The following is a 17378-nucleotide window of genomic DNA, read 5'->3' as shown; positions in this document are numbered from 1 at the left end:
TATAAGAACCTTTTAATCCATATATGAAGTAGTTAACACCGTTAAGTGTAGTATCTTTACACCCATAATATCCGCTATTTCTCAACTTTTTCGTGAACAACCAACCTAAGACGCTCATCTTCATTGCAGATGATGACGAAGATGACAGGTACTTACTAAAGTTGTCGTTGCAAATAGGATTTCCGAAGTGCCTGGTCCGGTTTTTTGAAAACGGACAAGACCTGCTCGACGCGCTCCATGAAGAGCCGTTCGGTACGTGGCCTCAGCTTATTTTGCTGGACTTAAATATGCCGGTGATGGATGGCTTTGCAACCCTGGCCGGCATTAAAGAGCATGATACGCTTAAAATAATTCCGACGGTGATGCTGACCACCTCCGATAATCCGGGCGATGTAGAGCGCTGCTACCATATCGGCTGTAATGCCTACATGACCAAGCCCAGTAGTTTTGATCAGTTGTCCGGCATGTTTTCGCTGCTGCAACGCTACTGGGTTCAGGTGTCCCGGCTCCCCTCCACTCCTGTCAGTTAGCTTTTTCTCACCTTCGCTATACAAAAGGAACGCCCGGCATACCGGGCGTTCCTTTTGTATGAACAGGGTTCTATACCTCTTCCATCACCGCCAGTTGCTCCCGAATGCGGGTCAGCGTTTGCTCGGCCGACCGGAAGAATTCGTCAATCCTGGCCTCCAGTGCCATATCAATATCGTGGCCATCTTCCGGAGTGGCCTTCGCTTTATACATCATAATCAGGTCTGCCGTTTTTCGCATCTGCTCCGGTGTATCCATCGCGGTGATCGCCCGAAGCACTTCTTCTTTTGTTGACATAACAGTGCGTTGTTTGTTCCTACTCCAAATCACACATTCAGTAGTATAACTGATTTCATTAGGAGGTGGTTAGAAAATGAGGTGTGTAAGACGCTGTTTCGCTTGCCCAAAATGCTTTCTACGGCTATCTTGCCAACTAAATCAACTGAACTTTTTCTCTTATAAGAGACAAGTAACTCTGATATAAAGACATAGCGTTGCTTACAGTTTCCCCTCAGGAAAAACCGCCAAAATTTTAAGCGAGGGAGGAAACAGTAAAGCGGACGCACTCGAAAGGGTGCGCCGTCTTTGCTGTTTCTGCATTGAACCCTCGCTGGGCGCTTGGCGGTGCCTTCCTGAGATAAAATGTAGGCAGCGGAGGCCAAGCGCACCTGTTTTTTTACCCTCTGAGCCTCGGGGTAGCCCACCCAATTTCCCGACGCTCAACAATGCCCGAACTCCGCTGGCTTGGAAAAGACAAAGTAGTTAATCATCACCTCGACGTACCGTTTCGGGTACTCGACCCGCAATACACATTTGGCGCAGCCAACGACCATAACCGCATTATCCACGGCGACAACCTGGAAGCCCTGAAAGCACTGCTCCCCTACTACGAAGGCCGCATCAAGTGCATTTACATTGACCCGCCCTACAATACCGGCAACGAGAACTGGGTCTATAACGATAATGTCAACGATCCGAAAATCCGGCGCTGGCTCGGCAAAGTAGTAGGCAAGGAAAGCGAAGACCTCACCCGCCATGACAAATGGCTGTGCATGATGTACCCGCGACTGCAACTGCTGCACCGGTTGTTGGCTGAAGATGGAGCCATATTCATATCAATCGATGATAACGAGCAGGCGAGTTTGAAGTTGATGATGGATGAGATTTGGGGACCTGGAAATTTCATCGCAAACATCTTATGGAAAAAGAAAACCAATGGCAATAACATGGGGCATATTCCTCCTGTCCATGACTTTATTGTCTGCTACTCCAAAGACATTTCTAAGGTGACCTTTTTAGGAACACCTTTTGATGACGAATACCTATCCAAAGCTTATAGTAATCCAGATAACCATCCTAAAGGTCCTTGGAAGGTTACAGATTTGTCAGCTAACCACAAGGGGCCATATTTTGAGATCACCAACCCTGTTACTGGAGAGAAATTTCTCCCTCCAAAGGGAAGATACTGGGTTTTCAATGAAGCCGAAGTTAACAAACGCATTCATGAAGGAAGAATCATTTTTGGTAAAAATGGCACATCAAGACCTGTGCAAAGAGTATTCCTTCACGAAAAAGGAACTCCTACGAGGAAAGCTGAAACATGGTGGGACAAGCATGGATTAAACGCGGACGGGATGCAAGAGTTGTCAGGAATATTTGGAGCAAAGATATTTGACCATCCCAAACCTACTGGTACACTAAAACACTTATTCTCAATATCAACCGGCCCCAACGATATAATACTTGATTCCTTCGCCGGCTCAGGCACCACGGCCCATGCGGTTCTGAACCTGAACAAGCAGGACGGCGGTAACCGGCAATTCATCCTGGTGGAGATGGAGGATTATGCCGAAAGCATCACGGCGGAGCGGGTTCGGCGGGTTATCGACGGCTACGGCGGTAAAGAAGGCACCGGGGGCGGTTTTACGTACTACGAACTCGGACCTGCCCTGTTTACGGAAGAGGGGCTGTTGAACGAAGCCTTGCCGGTAGAGCGGATTCGGGAGTATGTGTGGTATTCGGAGACGAGGGCACCATTTGGACCTCAGATACCTCACCCCCCGGCCCCGATGGATAGCGATGGGGGTGACAATCCGTATTTGCTGGGGGTGCAGGAGGGAACGGCTTATTACTTCTATTATGAGCCGGAGGAGCTGACAACGCTTGACTATGAGTTTCTGGCGACCGTCCGCACTTCGGCGGAGCAGTATGTCATCTATGCCGACAACTGCCTGCTGCCCCGCGAATGGCTTCAGCAGCGCCAGATCATCTTTAAGAAAATCCCACGCGACATTTCCAGATTCTGAAGTGGACGTAAAACTCAAAAAGCCGGAATGTATTTCCGGGGTACTATTGTGGAACTGAAACCCTACCAGGCCGGCGTTATCCGCGACCTCGACCGCTATCTGGCCTATATTCAGGAAACGCACCGCTACGATGTGGCTTACAACCATTTCTGGCGTGACCAGGTCGGCGATTACGACCCGCTGACCGGTACGGGTATGCGGCCTTACCAGAACAACATTCCGGGTACACCACATGTCTGCGTAAAGGTACCCACCGCAGGCGGTAAAACGTTTATTGCCGTTAATGCGCTGCGTACGCTGTTTGATGCCTACGCAACCGAACGGCCCAAAGCGGTGGTTTGGATGGTGCCCTGGAGCAACCTGCTGGATCAGACGGTACGTAACCTTTCTAACCCGAGCCACCCTTACCGGCAGAAACTGAACAGCCTGTTTAACCACCGGGTGGCGGTTTACCAGAAAAAAGACCTCCTCCAGGGAGCTAACTTCAGCCCCGCAGTGGTGCAGCAGCAACTGAGCATCTTTGTGCTGAGTTTTGGTAGTCTGCGGGCCACCAAAAAAGAAGACCGGAAAATCTTCGAGGAAAACGGAGCGCTGTCCACCTTCGCCAGCCTGTATGATTCTGACCAGCACCTGCTGGCCGATACCGACCAGACTGCGCTGATCAACGTCATCCGCAGCCTGACACCCGTGGTGGTAGTCGACGAAAGCCACAATGCCGAAAGCGAACTGAGCGTAGAGATGCTCCGCAACCTCAACCCCTCGTTTGTGCTGGATCTGACCGCTACGCCGAAGAAGAACGCCAACATCATCAGCTATGTACCGGCTATTGAGCTGAAAAAAGAGCACATGGTGAAGCTGCCCGTGATTGCCTACAACCACAAGGATAAAACGCAGGTGGTCGAGAGCGCCCTAAACCTGCAACGGCAGTTGGAGCACCTGGCCAAAGCGGAACGCAAAGCGGGCGGGCGTTACATCCGGCCTATCGTCCTATTCCAGGCGCAACCCAAAGTCGGGGAAGACAACACGACCTTTGAGAAACTAAAAGCGCAGTTGCTGAAGCTGAAGATTCCGGAGGAGCAGATTAAAATCAAAACGGCCACCATCAACGAACTGGCCGGGATAGACCTGATGAGTCCGAGCTGCCCGGTGCGCTACATCATCACCGTCAACGCCCTGAAAGAAGGCTGGGATTGCCCGTTTGCCTACATTCTGGCGTCGCTTGCCGACCGGTCGTCGGCGGTAGACATCGAGCAGATTCTGGGGCGGGTGCTGCGGCAGCCTTACGTAGTGCGCCACACCAACGACCTGCTCAATGTCTCTTACGTACTGACGGCATCGGCCAAATTCAACGAAACGCTGCAAAGCATTATCCGGGGGCTGGAGTCGGCCGGTTTCAGCCGGAACGACTACCGTGCGGCAGGATCGCCTGCCGCAGGTGAAGCCCAGCAAACCGATAGCCACCCTAAACCGGCAACGCAGGTGTTACAGAGCTATCTGTTTCCGGAAACGGCGGAGCCTGGCAATGAGGAAATCGAACCGGAAAAGATTCAGTTTGACGCTACGGCTTCGCTGGATGAGCCGGTTATTCTGGCACCCTCATCCGCGCTGACCAGCATTACGCAGATAGCGGTGGAGAAAAATCAGGCGTTTGACCAACAGATTAAGCAGCAGGAGGCCGGCGAGTTGCTACCCCTGTTGTCGGAACTCGGCGATAAAGTGAAAACAGTTGCAATCAAAGACGATTATGCGGCCCTTGTTCAGACCCTAAGCCTGCCGCAGTTTTACCTGTCGGTACCGCCTATCGGCCTGTTTGGCGAGGCCGAACGCGTGCTGCTCAACCAGGAAGTGCTGCTGAAAGGCTTTAAACTGGCGGAGGAAGACATCAAAATCGATTGGGATACCGTCGACAGTGACTTGTACAAAATTGACCTTGAACACACCCAGGGCAATCAGTACCGGCCGGTCTTCCTGCAAATCGATAATGTCCAGGTGAAGGAAGTCTTTGTCGAGTACATCCTCAGCAAGCCCAAAGCCGGTCAGGTAAAAGACCTCGCGCACCGGCTGATGCAACAGATCGGCGATATGTACCCAATCCCCGACGCTCAGATCCGGCTCTACCTGGAGCGCATCCTGAGCAGTTTCGACGCCGGGCGGGTAAAAGACCTGCTGGCGCGGGAATACACCTACCGCGACAAGATCAAAAAGAAGATCCGGGCGCTGGCCGACCAATACGCCGAAGAGCAATTTAAAAAGCTATTGATTGTCGGTAAGATTATGGTAGAGCCGGGCTTCACGTTCAAGAAAGCCATTGTCCCCGGCACCCTGGGAAAATCGCTTGGCAAGTCGCTCTACGAGCGGGAAGGCAGCATGAACAATTTCGAGGAGCGGGTTATTGCTGAATTAGCTGCGCTACCCAATGTGCTGTTCTGGCACCGCAATTTGTCACGGGGGAAAGGCTTTGCCATCAACGGCTTCAAATCCAACCATTACCCTGATTTCATCCTGTACACCCAAAAAGGTACGCTCATCGTACTCGAAACCAAAGGCGACGACCGCGACAATTCCGACAGCGCAGCCAAAAACCGCCTGGGCCTCACCTGGGCCGATCAGGCTAATCGAAACCCCGCCACGATTGGCCCGGCAGACAGTGGCCCGGCAAACCGGAAGTACACGTATTTTATGGTGTTTGAAACCAGGCGTCTGGACGATACGCATACAATTGCAGAGGTGAAGGAATTAGTAAGTCAATTGTAAAAGAAGCCTGTTGAGCTGCCAACTTGCCATTGCATTGCTGTGAAAATGCAGTTTGGCCTGCTCGTTTTCGATGACCGGGCCGATGCACTGGCCGACTGGTTGCGCCATCCGCTCAGGGAGCTAAAAGGGAAGGCACCGTTGCAGTTGTTAACAACAATCAGTGGTTTTGGTTTTGTCGATGATGTGCTAACCCGCATTGAGTACGGCGTATACGTCTAAGACTTCGACCCTATAATTCAAATAAAAAGCCACTTAACATTGCTGCTAAGTGGCTTTCTCCATTGTGGGCCAGCCTGGGCTCGAACCAGGGACCACCTGATTCACTTTCCTCTGGTTTCCCAAAGTAGTAGGACTATCTCATCACCCTTCCCGAAGGCTTCGGGGATGGGGTGGGGGGCGTTAGCAGAAGCGTATCGGTAGGTCTCCTCACTTCTTAGTCTCTGCACCGTCCGGGTTACTTTACGACTGCTGTCGTAATTGACCATTTACCCGGCTTGGCTCAGGATTGCCATCGAACGTACCAGATTGATACTCGTTAAGGTTTCCCTGAATTAACCCCCTGCTCATTCGCTGATTCCTCAGCGAAAGCACCAGCAATAATTCGTTTAACCGAACTAAATTTGATGAGTCAGGTGCTCTAACCAACTGAGCTACAAGCCCATTTTCCGCTTCAACGAAGCGAAAGTATGCAAATATACAGCCAATAGGCAAAATTTGCAAGATACTCTTAGGGCGCGGCTCAAACATATCGGCCCGTATTTGGTATATTTGTTTGGTAAACAACAACCAAGCTCCACGTTGCCGCATCCCAACAAAAAGAAGATTCTGAACGACCCGGTTTATGGGTTTATCACCATTCCGACCGAACTGCTGTTCGATCTGGTCGAGCACCCGTATTTTCAGCGGCTCCGGCGGATCAAGCAACTCGGCATGTCGGAGTTTGTGTATCCGGGGGCCTTGCACACGCGTTTTCACCACGCCCTGGGGGCTATGCACCTGATGGGCCACGCCATGAATACGCTCCGCAACAAAGGTCATGTGCTGTCGGACGATGAGTGCGAAGCGGCCCAGATCGCTATTCTGCTGCACGACATCGGCCACGGTCCGTTCTCGCACGTGCTGGAATGCTGCATTCTGGAAGGCGTACCGCACGAAGAAATTTCGCTGCTGCTCATGCACGAACTCAACCGGCAGTTTGGCGGTGCCTTGTCGCTGGCCATCCGCATGTTTGAGGGCAGCTACGAACGGCCGTTCTTCCACCAGCTTATTTCGAGCCAGCTGGATATGGACCGCATCGACTACCTCAACCGAGACTGCTTTTACACCGGCGTTGCCGAGGGCACCATCGGTGCCGACCGGATTATCAAGATGCTCGACCTGGTCGATGACCAACTGGTGGTCGAAGCAAAAGGCATTATGAGCATCGAAAACTTCCTGAACGCCCGGCGACTGATGTACTGGCAGGTCTATTTGCACAAAACATCTATCTGTGCCGAGTCGATGCTGGTGCAGATCCTGCGCCGGGTACGGTTCCTGCTCCGGAGCGGAGAAATGGTGCCGGCCTCAGCTGACTTTCTGCTCTTTCTTAGTCAGACCATCCGTCTGGAAGAGTTTAGCCGCTCATCAGAATATCTGGAGGCTTTCACCCGCATCGATGACCATGATATCTGGTACTGCATCAAGCAGTGGAGCCGCCACCCGGACCAGATCTTATCTACGCTCTGCCAGATGCTGCTCAACCGCCGGCTGTTCAAAATTATGCTCTCAACGGAGCCGTTTGCGGGAGAGCTGGTGCAGGAACTGGAAAAGCAACTCCGGCAGAAAGGCCTGCAGGACGATGAGCTATCGTATTTTTTAGTGGAAGGACAGGCTACCAATGCGGCTTACCTGCCGCTGGGCGACAAAATTAACATCAAGCTGAAGAGTAATCAGGTGATCGACATTGCCGATGCATCGGATTTACCTAATATTAAGGCCCTGACGCATATTGTCCGGCGCTATTACGTCTGCTGGGCAAAACACCTGCGCTGGCAACCCAGTCGGGTACTTTCTTAAAATAGGATTAAAGCAAGGCTTTTTAGTTTGGTATACGTTGAACAATTTTTTGAAATAATCTTTCATCTGTATAAATAGTCTGATTTGTTGGCTACCTTAGCGCCCAAAACTTCTGAGCGTATTTTACGCTTCGCCACGGCTATTATAATTATATGGAGTTTACAGTCAAGCAGATTGCCATGCTGCTGGGAGGAGAGGTAGACGGTGACGATTCGTTAGTGATAAACCAGCTTGCCAAAATCGAGGAGGGGAAACCCGGCTGCATATCATTTTTATCCAATCCGAAATATGAGCCCCATCTCTATACTACCCAGGCGTCGGCGGTTATTGTTGATCGCAGCTTCACCCCAAAAATGGCGGTACCGGCCGCGCTGATCTTTGTTGACAACTCCTATTCGGCCTTTACGCGCTTATTGGAAGAATACCATCAGCGGATTGCCTACAAACGTGCGGGTATCGAACAGCCATCGCACCTGGGCGACGACAGTGAAGTAGGCGATCAGATTTACCGGGGTGCGTTTTCGTACATCGGGCGCAACTGCCGGATTGGCCATAACGTTAAAATCTATCCCCAGGCATATATTGGTGATAACGTCCGAATCGGCGATAACACAATCATCCATTCGGGAGTCAAAATATTGGACAATTCCGTAATTGGCAATTATTGCACCCTCCACCCCAACGTGGTGATCGGCAGCGAAGGCTTCGGCTTTGCGCCCCAGACCGATGGTAGCTTCAAAGCCATTCCCCAGTTGGGCAATGTCATTCTGGAAGACTTTGTGAGCATCGGGGCCAATACAACCATCGACTGTGCGACAATGGGCTCTACGGTTATCCGGCAGGGTGCCAAGCTGGACAATCTGATCATGATCGCTCATAATGTCGAAATTGGTAAAAATACCGTTATTGCCGCGCAAACCGGCGTATCCGGCTCAACCAAGATCGGCGACAACTGCATTATTGGCGGTCAGGTCGGCTTTGCGGGTCATTTAACCATTGCAAACCGTACCAAAGTGGGGGCACAATCGGGCGTTGGGAAATCCATCAAAGAAGAAGGTACGTCGCTAAACGGCTCACCCGCATTCGAGCTGAATGACCATTTTCGGTCGTTGGCCGTGTTCCGTAAACTCCCCCAGTTGGAGAAGCGGATTCACCACGTAGAAAAGCATCTGAACAATCAGGAGCAACACCTGAATCATAAGTAGCGTATAGTACATAGCCTGTAGCCGGATTACAATCCGTACCCATCAGCACCCCATGCTACAGGCTCAGAGAAAGGAATGATCGAATGAATAGCAAGCAGCAGACTATTGAGAAGGCCGTTTCGGTATCGGGAGTAGGCTTACACACAGGCGTAACGGCAACGATGACGTTCCTGCCTGCCCCCGCCAACCACGGTTATAAATTCCAGCGCGTAGACCTCCCCGGCCAGCCTATTGTAGACGCCGACGTTGATAACGTTGTGGACCTGTCACGCGGGACGACTATTGAGCAGAGCGGAGCCCGCATCCATACGGTAGAGCATACGCTGGCGGCATTGGTCGGCCTGCAGATCGACAACGCCCTGATTCAGCTCGACGGCCCGGAACCACCAATTATGGACGGCAGTTCCATCAAATTTGTAGACGCCCTGGAAGCTGCCGGGATTGAAGAGCAGAAAGCCAACCGGAACTATTTCGAAATCAGTGAATTTGTTCACTTCCGTAACCCGGAGAAAGATATTGAAATTGCCGCTTTGCCGCTGAACGATTATCGGCTGACGGTAATGGTTGACTACAACTCGCGGGTCATTAGTAGCCAGCACGCATCACTGAACGATATTTCCCAGTTTCGGTCTGAAATTGCGATGTGCCGGACATTCTGCTTTCTGCACGAACTGGAAGCGTTATATAAGCAGGACCTCATCAAAGGCGGTGACCTGACCAATGCCATTGTAATTGTCGACCGAGAGGTAAAGGATGGTGAACTGGATTACCTGGCCGATCTGTTGAACAAACCGAAGGTCAGTGTCAATAAGAAAGAGGGAATTCTGAATAACCTGGAACTCCACTACCCGAACGAGATGGCCCGCCATAAGCTGCTGGACCTCATTGGCGACCTGGCCCTGATTGGCCGGCCGCTGAAGGCGCAGATTCTGGCAGCCCGGCCTGGCCACGCAGCTAACGTAGCATTTGCAAAAAAAATCAAGAAGCTGATCCAGAAAAATGCCGCCAACCAGGTGCCTACCTATGACCCCAAACAGGCGCCGGTGTACGACATCAATCAAGTGTCAAATCTGCTGGCCCACCGGTATCCCTTCCAGATGATCGACAAGATTATTGCCATGGACGAAACCAGTGTGGTGGGCCTTAAGAACGTAACCATGAACGAGCAGTTCTTTCTGGGCCACTTCCCCGGCAACCCGGTTATGCCGGGCGTGTTGCAACTGGAGGCTATGGCACAGACAGGCGGTATCCTGGTCCTCAGCACCGTAACCGATCCCGAAAACTACTGGCCCTATCTGATCGGCATCGAAAACTGCCGGTTCCGGAAAAATGTGGTGCCCGGCGATACCATCATCTATAAATGCGAGTTTACCTCGCCTATGAAGCGGGGTATTGTGAAGATGCAGGGGCGGGGCTACGTTGCCGGACAACTCGTTTGCGAAGCCGAGATGATTGCGAGTTTAGTGAAGAAAAAATAAGTCGATAGTCGTTTGTCAATAGTCGATGGTCAATAGTCGTTAGTAAACAACGTCAGCGACTATTGACGAATGACTATCGACCAAAAAACGTAACTTGAATGCTACAACCATTGGCATACGTCCATCCTGAAGCCAAAATAGCCCATAACGTTGTTATCGAGCCATTTGCCGTAATTCATAAAGACGTTGAGATACAGGAAGGCACGTGGATTGGATCCCACGCGGTCATCAATGAAGGAGCCCGGATCGGAAAAAACTGCCGCATATACCCCGGTGCCGTTATCTCGGCTATTCCGCAGGATCTGAAATTCCACAATGAATACACGCTGACGTATGTTGGCGACAACACCACCATCCGCGAATACGCCACTATCAGCCGGGGCACCGAAGAACACTGGAAGACCGAAATCGGCAGCAATTGCCTGATTATGGCTTACACGCATGTGGCCCACGATTGCCGCATCGGCAACAACTGTATCCTGACCAATAATGTGCAGATGGCCGGCCACGTACACATGGGCGACTGGGCAATCATTGGCGGCTCAAGCTCGGTATTGCAATTTACCAAAATTGGAGCGCACGCTATGGTATCGGGTGGGTCGCTGGTCCGGAAAGATGTACCGCCGTATACCAAAGCCGCCCGTGAACCGCTCGCATATACTGGTATCAACTCCGTTGGCCTGCGCCGTCGCGGCTTTAGCAACGAGAAGATTAGCGAAATTCAGGAGATTTACCGGTTTATCTACCTGCGGGGGCTGAACAACGCTGAGTCATTAACTCAAATCGAACTGGAACTCCCCCCTTCCAACGAACGCGATGAAATTGTTAACTTTATCCGCACCTCTGAGCGCGGCATCATGCGCGGCCCATCAAGCGTGGGGGTAGAGAAGGAGTAAATTTGTTTGAAGTTTAAAGTTTGAGGTTTGAGGTTGCCTCGCCGTTTTAACCGCCGGGCGGCCCCGTTCAAACCTTAAACTTCAAACCTCAAACCATCATGCATGCAAATTCTGGCTGAACAACTGGGTAAAAAATACCGGAAAGAGTGGATTTTTCGCCGGGTTGACTTAGACCTGAACGCCGGAAACAGCTATACCTTCGTCGGCCCCAACGGTAGCGGCAAATCGACGCTGCTGCAGTTGCTGGCCGGTAGCCTCCCCATTTCCGAAGGTACGCTAACGTTTTATCGACAGGGGAAGGCGCTGGAGTCTGAAGACTGGTTCCGACAGGTAATCATTGCCGCGCCCTATCTGGAGCTGATTGAGGAACTGACGCTGCTGGAACTGCTGGACTTCCATTGCCGGTTCAAATCATTCAAGGCCGACTATACACCCGAAGACGTCATCGGCAGGATGCAGTTGACCCATGCTGCTCATAAAGAAATCAAGTTCTACTCGTCGGGCATGAAGCAGCGGGTCAAACTGGGGCTGGCGTTCTACTCGGAGGTACCGGTGGTGATTCTGGACGAACCGACCTCGAACCTGGACAAACAAGGAGCCGCCTGGTATCACGAGCACGTGCGGCAGCTCACCGCCGATCAACTGCTACTGATCGGCTCCAACCAACCTTCGGAGTACGAATTTTGCCCTCACGTGCTGGATATTACCCGCTGGAAGTAACCGCCACTGTTCGGTTTAAGAATAGTTTTTGTAGATTTAACGCCTGTTCTCTAGCCGTTTTCGGTATGTTGCGTATCTACTCCACCATTCTTTCACTCCTTCTGTTTTGCCTGTCACTCCAGGCCGCCCCCTCCAAGGGAATCGTGTTTGTGGAGAACCGGGGGCAATGGCCCGCCGACGTACGCTACCGGGCCGATCTGCCGGGTGGTTTTCTGTATTTGAAGCAAACCAGCCTGCACTATGTCTTCTACGACTCCCAATCCGTAGCCGACCGGCACGCCGGCAAACCCGAAGCCTACGCTAACCCCTCCCTGCGGGTTCACGGCGTGGAGATGGAACTGGCCGGTAGCCGGCCCGACAGCCGGATTGAAGGCCTGCACCCCGCCACAATCCCGATCAGTTACTTCCTGGGCAACGACCCCACCAAATGGGCCGGCGAGGTGCCCTCCTACGGCGAAATTATCTACCACGATATTTACCCCGGCATCGATCTGCGGCTGTACGCCTTTTATGAGACATTGAAATACGAGTTTATTGTACAGCCCAATGCCGATCCGTCGGTGATCCGGCTGGTGTACCAGGGTGCCGATAAGCTGCGGATGGACGATAAACGGCTGCTGATTGAGACCAGCGTCCATACCTTCCGCGAAAGCCAGCCATACAGCTATATCAGCCAAAACGGAAAAGCCGTTGAAGTGCCCGCCAAGTGGGAATTAGCAGGTACAACCGCCCGCTTTATCTTTCCGAACGGCTACGACCGCTCCCAGACGCTGACCATTGATCCTGAACTGGTATTTGCCACCTACACCGGCTCCCGGTCCGACAACTGGGGGCATACCGCCACCTACGATGCCGAGGGGAACCTGTATGCCGGGGGTATTGTGTTTGGTGCCCAGATGACCGTATCGCGGGGCGCGTACCAGGTCAATTATGCAGGAGAAATAGACGTGGCTATTTTCAAGTTCAACGCCAATAACGGGCAACTGCTCTACTCTACCTTTCTGGGCGGTAGTCTGGTCGAGACGCCAAACAGTATGATGGTCAACAGCAAAGGTGAACTGGTCATCTATGGCGTTACAGCCTCGGCCAATTTCCCAACCACCGAAGGCGCTTTCAGCCGGCGGTTTTCGGGTGGAGAGCCGTTTACCCCTTCCGGCAACGCTCCTCCGGCAGGCCCAACTACGGCTGTCAGCAGCATCTTCTTCCGCCAGGGTACCGATCTGTTCATCAGCAAGCTCAGCCCCACCGGAACGGCTCTCCCGGCCAGCACGTATGTGGGTGGCAGCCGGAACGACGGCCTGAACTATACGGTGCAGAACCTCAGCATTCACAACTACGGCGATGAACTACGGGGCGAAGTGCTGGTAGACCCTACCGACCGGGTGTATGTCTCAACCGTAACTACCTCCACCGATTTCCCGGCGACGACCGGACGATTCGGCGGTCTGGCCGATGCCATTGTACTACGGCTCAGTGCCGATCTGCGGCAACTTGAATGGGCCACCTTCCTGGGCGGCAGCGGCTACGATGCCGCCTACGGGCTGAAGCAGACACGCTCCGGAGCTTTGTTCGTAACCGGGGTAACCCACAGCACCAATTTTCCTGGTACCACCGGCGCCTACCAGGCTACACTGGGCGGGGAAGAAGATGCGTTTGTGGCCCGTTTTGTGAACGATCAGCTCGAACGCGCAACATACCTCGGCACTACCCGCGATGAAGTGGGATACCTGATCGACATTGACCCCGAGGAGCGACCGTATGTATTCGGCCTCACCAACGGCACCTATCCGGTAACATCGGGTATCTACCAGAATGCAGGTAGTGGTCAGTTTATTCACGCCCTATCGAGCGACCTGCGGCAGTCGGTATTTTCTACCGTAGTCGGTTCTGGTCGCCGGGGGGTGGCCGATATTAGTCCGACGGCCTTTCTGGTGAATGAATGTGGTAACATTTATCTCTCCGGCTGGGGTGGGGTGGTCAACCAGCGCACGGGCAACAACACCGCCAGCAACACCAATAACCTGCCGGTGACCACCAATGCCTACAAGCGCACCACCAACGGCAGTAACTTCTGGATAGCCGTGCTGGAGCGGGGGGCCAAATCGCTGCTGTACGCCACTTATATGGGCAGCGACAGCCCGGCTAACCCACTCAACGATCGGGGTGATCATGTCGATGGCGGTACCTGCCGTTTTGATAAAACGGGTGTGATCTATCACTCGGCCTGCGCCTGTGGCGGCACCCGCTTCCCAACAACACCCCAGGCCTGGTCGCAAACCAACAACAGCGATAACTGCAACAACGTCGCCTTCAAGTTCAACATCGACCGGCTGAAAGCTGCGTTCGATACTTATGAGGGCACCAAAAAAGACGTGGTCGAAGGCTGTTCACCACTGACGCTCGACTTTGTAAACACCAGCGAGGGCGGCATTCGCTACGAATGGACCATCACCGGGGGAACAAACGCTACGACAACAGATGTGGTCAAGTACACTTTCGATAAGCCGGGGCAGTACCTGGTTACCCTGCGGGCCTATAATCCGCTGACCTGCCAGCTGGTCGACTCGGCGAAACGGGTCATCACCATCCGGCCGGCCGATTTCCGCATCAGCCGCGACACCACGCTTTGCGCCGGCCAGACAGTGCAGTTGCGGGCCCAGGGAGCCACCCGGTACACCTGGACCCCCACCGACGGGATTACCACCCTCGCGGCCGCCAACCCGGTGGTAAATCCGACCAAAACCACCACCTATACCGTCGATATGGTAAACGAGTTTGGCTGCACCGCCCGCCGGAGTGTAACCATCAGCATTGATGAGTCATACCGCCCGGCCTTCAACCTAAACACCGCTACCAGCTGCGGTCAGCCCATGCGGCTGGAGTTTACCAACAAAACGGCCAATGCCGAGCGGTATGTCTGGTCGATGGGCAACGGCGATACCCTGCGCACCAATACTCCGGAAGGCTACCAGTATAAGACCTCCGGCCGTTATGAGGTAACGCTGACCGCCTTTAAGAATGGCTGCTCCCTGGCTGTTTCGCTGCCGATCGAGGTAGAGAACATGAGCGAGATCCCGAACGTGATTACGGCCAACGGCGACGGCAGAAACGAGGTGTTCGACCTGGGTATCCGAGGGGCCAAACTGGAGATTTATAACCGCTGGGGCAAGCTGCTGTACCGGACCGATAACTACGGTAATGACTGGGGTCCGAACGTACCACACGGCACCTACTACTACCTTATGACCACGCCCAGTGGCACCAAATGCAAAGGCTGGCTGGAAGTGCTGCAATAAGATAGTTTGAGCCGGGCGGCCGGTGCCGTTTGAAGTTTTAGGTTTGAAGTTGCTTCGCCGTTTTAACGTCAAACCTCAAACTCCTATATTTGTACCAAACACGTTTATAGCGTATGAGAAAACTACTGTCACTCGTTCTGATGCTGGGCCTTACCGCCGGCGCTTTTGCCCAGCAGGAAGCTGTCAGCTACCACGGCAAAAAGATTTCGGAGAAAGGCGCCATACCCGCCACACAACTGGCGGCAAAAATGAACGGTAAAGAGGCCCTCAACACCAAAGTGGAGGGAACTGTTGAATCCGTCTGCCAGGCAAAGGGCTGTTGGATGAAGGTAAAAACCAGCAATGGCGAAACCATGCGCGTCACCTTCCGGGATTACGGCTTTTTTGTACCGAAAGACATCGTGGGAAAAACCGTAGTTGTTGAGGGTACCGCCCAGACAACCACTACCCCGGTTGCCGAACTCCGGCACTACGCTGAAGATGCCGGCAAGAGCAAGGAAGAGATTGCAAAAATAACCCAGCCTGAAAAGGCGCTGGCCTTCGTGGCCGACGGCGTTATTGTGAAGCGTTGATCATAACCCAATCCGGTGCATAAGAGAAAAACCGCCTTTTGGGCGGTTTTTCGTTACGGTAGGTACTATAATGTACAGAGCTATTGGTAACTAAGTACAATACAAATGTATCCAGATTACAGACTACAGTAATTAAGCGCCCGTTAAACCTCCATTAGCGCTGAATTAAAAGAAAATCTTCCTTATTTTAGGATCGCATCAGCCGCTGCCTGCGGTTTTAATGTAGCCCACTCGTACTTATCTGTCTTTATGAATCGATTTTACCAAATTTCGCTGGTCCTCACCGGCCTTTGTTTAGTTGCCAATCCCCTGTTTGCCCAGCGCACCCTGCTCCACTGCGGGTCACTGCTGGATGGTACCCGCAGTGACCTACAGCGGGAAATGACCGTAGTGGTCGAAGGCAACAAGATCACCGCCATTCAGAAAGGCTACAGCCGCCCGGCGGGCAGTGATCAGGTTATTGATCTGAAAAACAAAACCGTACTGCCCGGCCTCATTGATATGCACGTGCATATCGAAAGCGAAACGCGCCGGGGCGGCTCCTACGACCGCTTTACCAACAACGTACCCGATATAGCCTTCCAGGCCGCGCAAATCGCCAAAACAACGTTACTGGCGGGCTTTACCACCGTTCGCGACTTAGGTGGTACCGGTGTCAACATCGCCCTGCGCAATGCCATTAACCGGGGACTGGTAGACGGCCCGCGTATTTTTACGGCCGGCAAGTCCATTGCCACCACAGGCGGTCATGCCGATCCGACCAACGGCTACCGCAAAGACCTGATGGGTGATCCCGGCCCGAACGAAGGCGTTATTAACGGGCCGGAAGATGCCCGCAAGGCCGTGCGCCAACGGTATAAAGATGGGTCGGATGTCATTAAGATCACCGCTACCGGTGGTGTGCTGAGCATGGCCAAAGATGGCTCCGGTCCCCAGTTTACCGAAGAAGAAGTGAGAGCCGTTGTTGAAGCTGCGAAAGACTACGGCTTTACCGTAGCCGCCCACGCTCACGGGGCCGAAGGCATGAAACGGGCCATCCGTGCCGGCGTAACCACCATCGAACACGGCACGCTGATGGACGACGAAGCGATTGCCTTATTCAAAAAGCACGGCACCTATTACGTACCCACCATTATTGCAGGCCGGACAGCCGCCGACTCAGCCCGGATATTTGGCTACTACCCCCCAATGGTAGCCGCCAAAGCCATCGCTATCGGCCCCAAAATCCAGGATACCTTTGCCAAAGCCTACAAGGCCGGTGTTAAGATCGCCTTTGGGACCGATGCGGGTGTATTCATTCATGGCAACAACGCTAAGGAATTTGAGTACATGGTAGAAGCGGGCATGCCACCGGCCGAAGCCATCAAATCCGCTACGGTAACCAATGCCGAACTATTAGGGATGAAAGACCAGATCGGCACCATTGAAACCGGTAAACTGGCCGATATTATTGCCGTGGACCAAAACCCGCTACAGAACATCAAAACCCTGCAAACGGTCCGGTTTGTAATGAAAGACGGCAAGGTTTACAAACAATAAGCCTACCGGCAGGAATATACGTACCAGGC

Annotated in this window: 13 protein-coding genes; 12 read left to right on the top strand and 1 reads right to left on the bottom strand. The window is 52.9% G+C overall.

Annotation, left to right across the window (positions count from 1 at the left end):
- Positions 1-92 precede the first annotated feature (92 nt).
- Positions 93-530, top strand: coding sequence for a response regulator (locus tag ABD931_RS10600; protein WP_345266786.1), 438 nt, complete (start codon positions 93-95; stop codon positions 528-530).
- Between the two features lie 70 nt (positions 531-600).
- Here ABD931_RS10600 and ABD931_RS10595 read toward each other — a convergent pair whose 3' ends face one another.
- Positions 601-825, bottom strand: a complete 225-nt coding sequence (locus ABD931_RS10595) for a hypothetical protein (protein WP_345266784.1) — start codon at positions 823-825, stop codon at positions 601-603.
- A 428-nt stretch (positions 826-1253) separates the two neighbouring features.
- Between ABD931_RS10595 and ABD931_RS10590 the strand changes: the two genes are divergently transcribed.
- The 11 genes from ABD931_RS10590 (at position 1254) to ABD931_RS10540 (ending at position 17349) form a co-directional block, all read left to right on the top strand.
- Positions 1254-2834 carry a site-specific DNA-methyltransferase gene (locus ABD931_RS10590; RefSeq protein WP_345266782.1) on the top strand — a complete coding sequence of 527 codons (1581 nt, stop codon included), beginning with the start codon at positions 1254-1256 and terminating at the stop codon, positions 2832-2834.
- A 48-nt stretch (positions 2835-2882) separates the two neighbouring features.
- Positions 2883-5588, top strand: coding sequence for a DEAD/DEAH box helicase (locus ABD931_RS10585; RefSeq protein ID WP_345266780.1), 2706 nt, complete (start codon positions 2883-2885; stop codon positions 5586-5588).
- A 45-nt stretch (positions 5589-5633) separates the two neighbouring features.
- The gene (locus ABD931_RS10580) at positions 5634-5807 is read left to right on the top strand and encodes an antitoxin Xre/MbcA/ParS toxin-binding domain-containing protein (protein ID WP_345267237.1); all 174 of its coding nucleotides are present in this window, start codon (positions 5634-5636) and stop codon (positions 5805-5807) included.
- A 579-nt stretch (positions 5808-6386) separates the two neighbouring features.
- Entirely contained in the window at positions 6387-7643 is a 1257-nt protein-coding gene (locus ABD931_RS10575) for an HD domain-containing protein (protein ID WP_345266778.1), read from the top strand.
- Between the two features lie 152 nt (positions 7644-7795).
- Complete coding sequence (lpxD, locus tag ABD931_RS10570) at positions 7796-8848, top strand: UDP-3-O-(3-hydroxymyristoyl)glucosamine N-acyltransferase (protein WP_345266776.1); 1053 nt, start codon at positions 7796-7798, stop codon at positions 8846-8848.
- A gap of 83 nt (positions 8849-8931) precedes the next feature.
- The gene (locus tag ABD931_RS10565; RefSeq protein WP_345266773.1) at positions 8932-10326 is read left to right on the top strand and encodes a bifunctional UDP-3-O-[3-hydroxymyristoyl] N-acetylglucosamine deacetylase/3-hydroxyacyl-ACP dehydratase; all 1395 of its coding nucleotides are present in this window, start codon (positions 8932-8934) and stop codon (positions 10324-10326) included.
- Between the two features lie 98 nt (positions 10327-10424).
- On the top strand, positions 10425-11222 hold the full coding sequence (gene lpxA, locus ABD931_RS10560; RefSeq protein ID WP_345266771.1) for an acyl-ACP--UDP-N-acetylglucosamine O-acyltransferase: 798 nt from the start codon (positions 10425-10427) through the stop codon (positions 11220-11222).
- Positions 11223-11324: 102 nt separating this feature from the next.
- Positions 11325-11942, top strand: coding sequence for an ABC transporter ATP-binding protein (locus ABD931_RS10555; protein WP_345266769.1), 618 nt, complete (start codon positions 11325-11327; stop codon positions 11940-11942).
- A gap of 65 nt (positions 11943-12007) precedes the next feature.
- Complete coding sequence (locus ABD931_RS10550) at positions 12008-15238, top strand: DUF7948 domain-containing protein (RefSeq protein WP_345266767.1); 3231 nt, start codon at positions 12008-12010, stop codon at positions 15236-15238.
- A gap of 113 nt (positions 15239-15351) precedes the next feature.
- Positions 15352-15810, top strand: coding sequence for a DUF4920 domain-containing protein (locus tag ABD931_RS10545; RefSeq protein ID WP_345266765.1), 459 nt, complete (start codon positions 15352-15354; stop codon positions 15808-15810).
- A gap of 249 nt (positions 15811-16059) precedes the next feature.
- Positions 16060-17349: a metal-dependent hydrolase family protein gene (locus tag ABD931_RS10540; RefSeq protein ID WP_345266763.1), complete on the top strand. Its 1290-nt coding sequence runs from the start codon at positions 16060-16062 to the stop codon at positions 17347-17349.
- The last annotated feature ends 29 nt before the right edge of the window (positions 17350-17378 follow it).

The sequence above is a fragment of the Nibrella viscosa genome, from assembly GCF_039541875.1.
Classification (GTDB): domain Bacteria; phylum Bacteroidota; class Bacteroidia; order Cytophagales; family Spirosomataceae; genus Nibrella; species Nibrella viscosa.
Note: the sequence above shows the minus strand (reverse complement) of the source record. Positions and strands in the feature narration are given on the sequence as shown.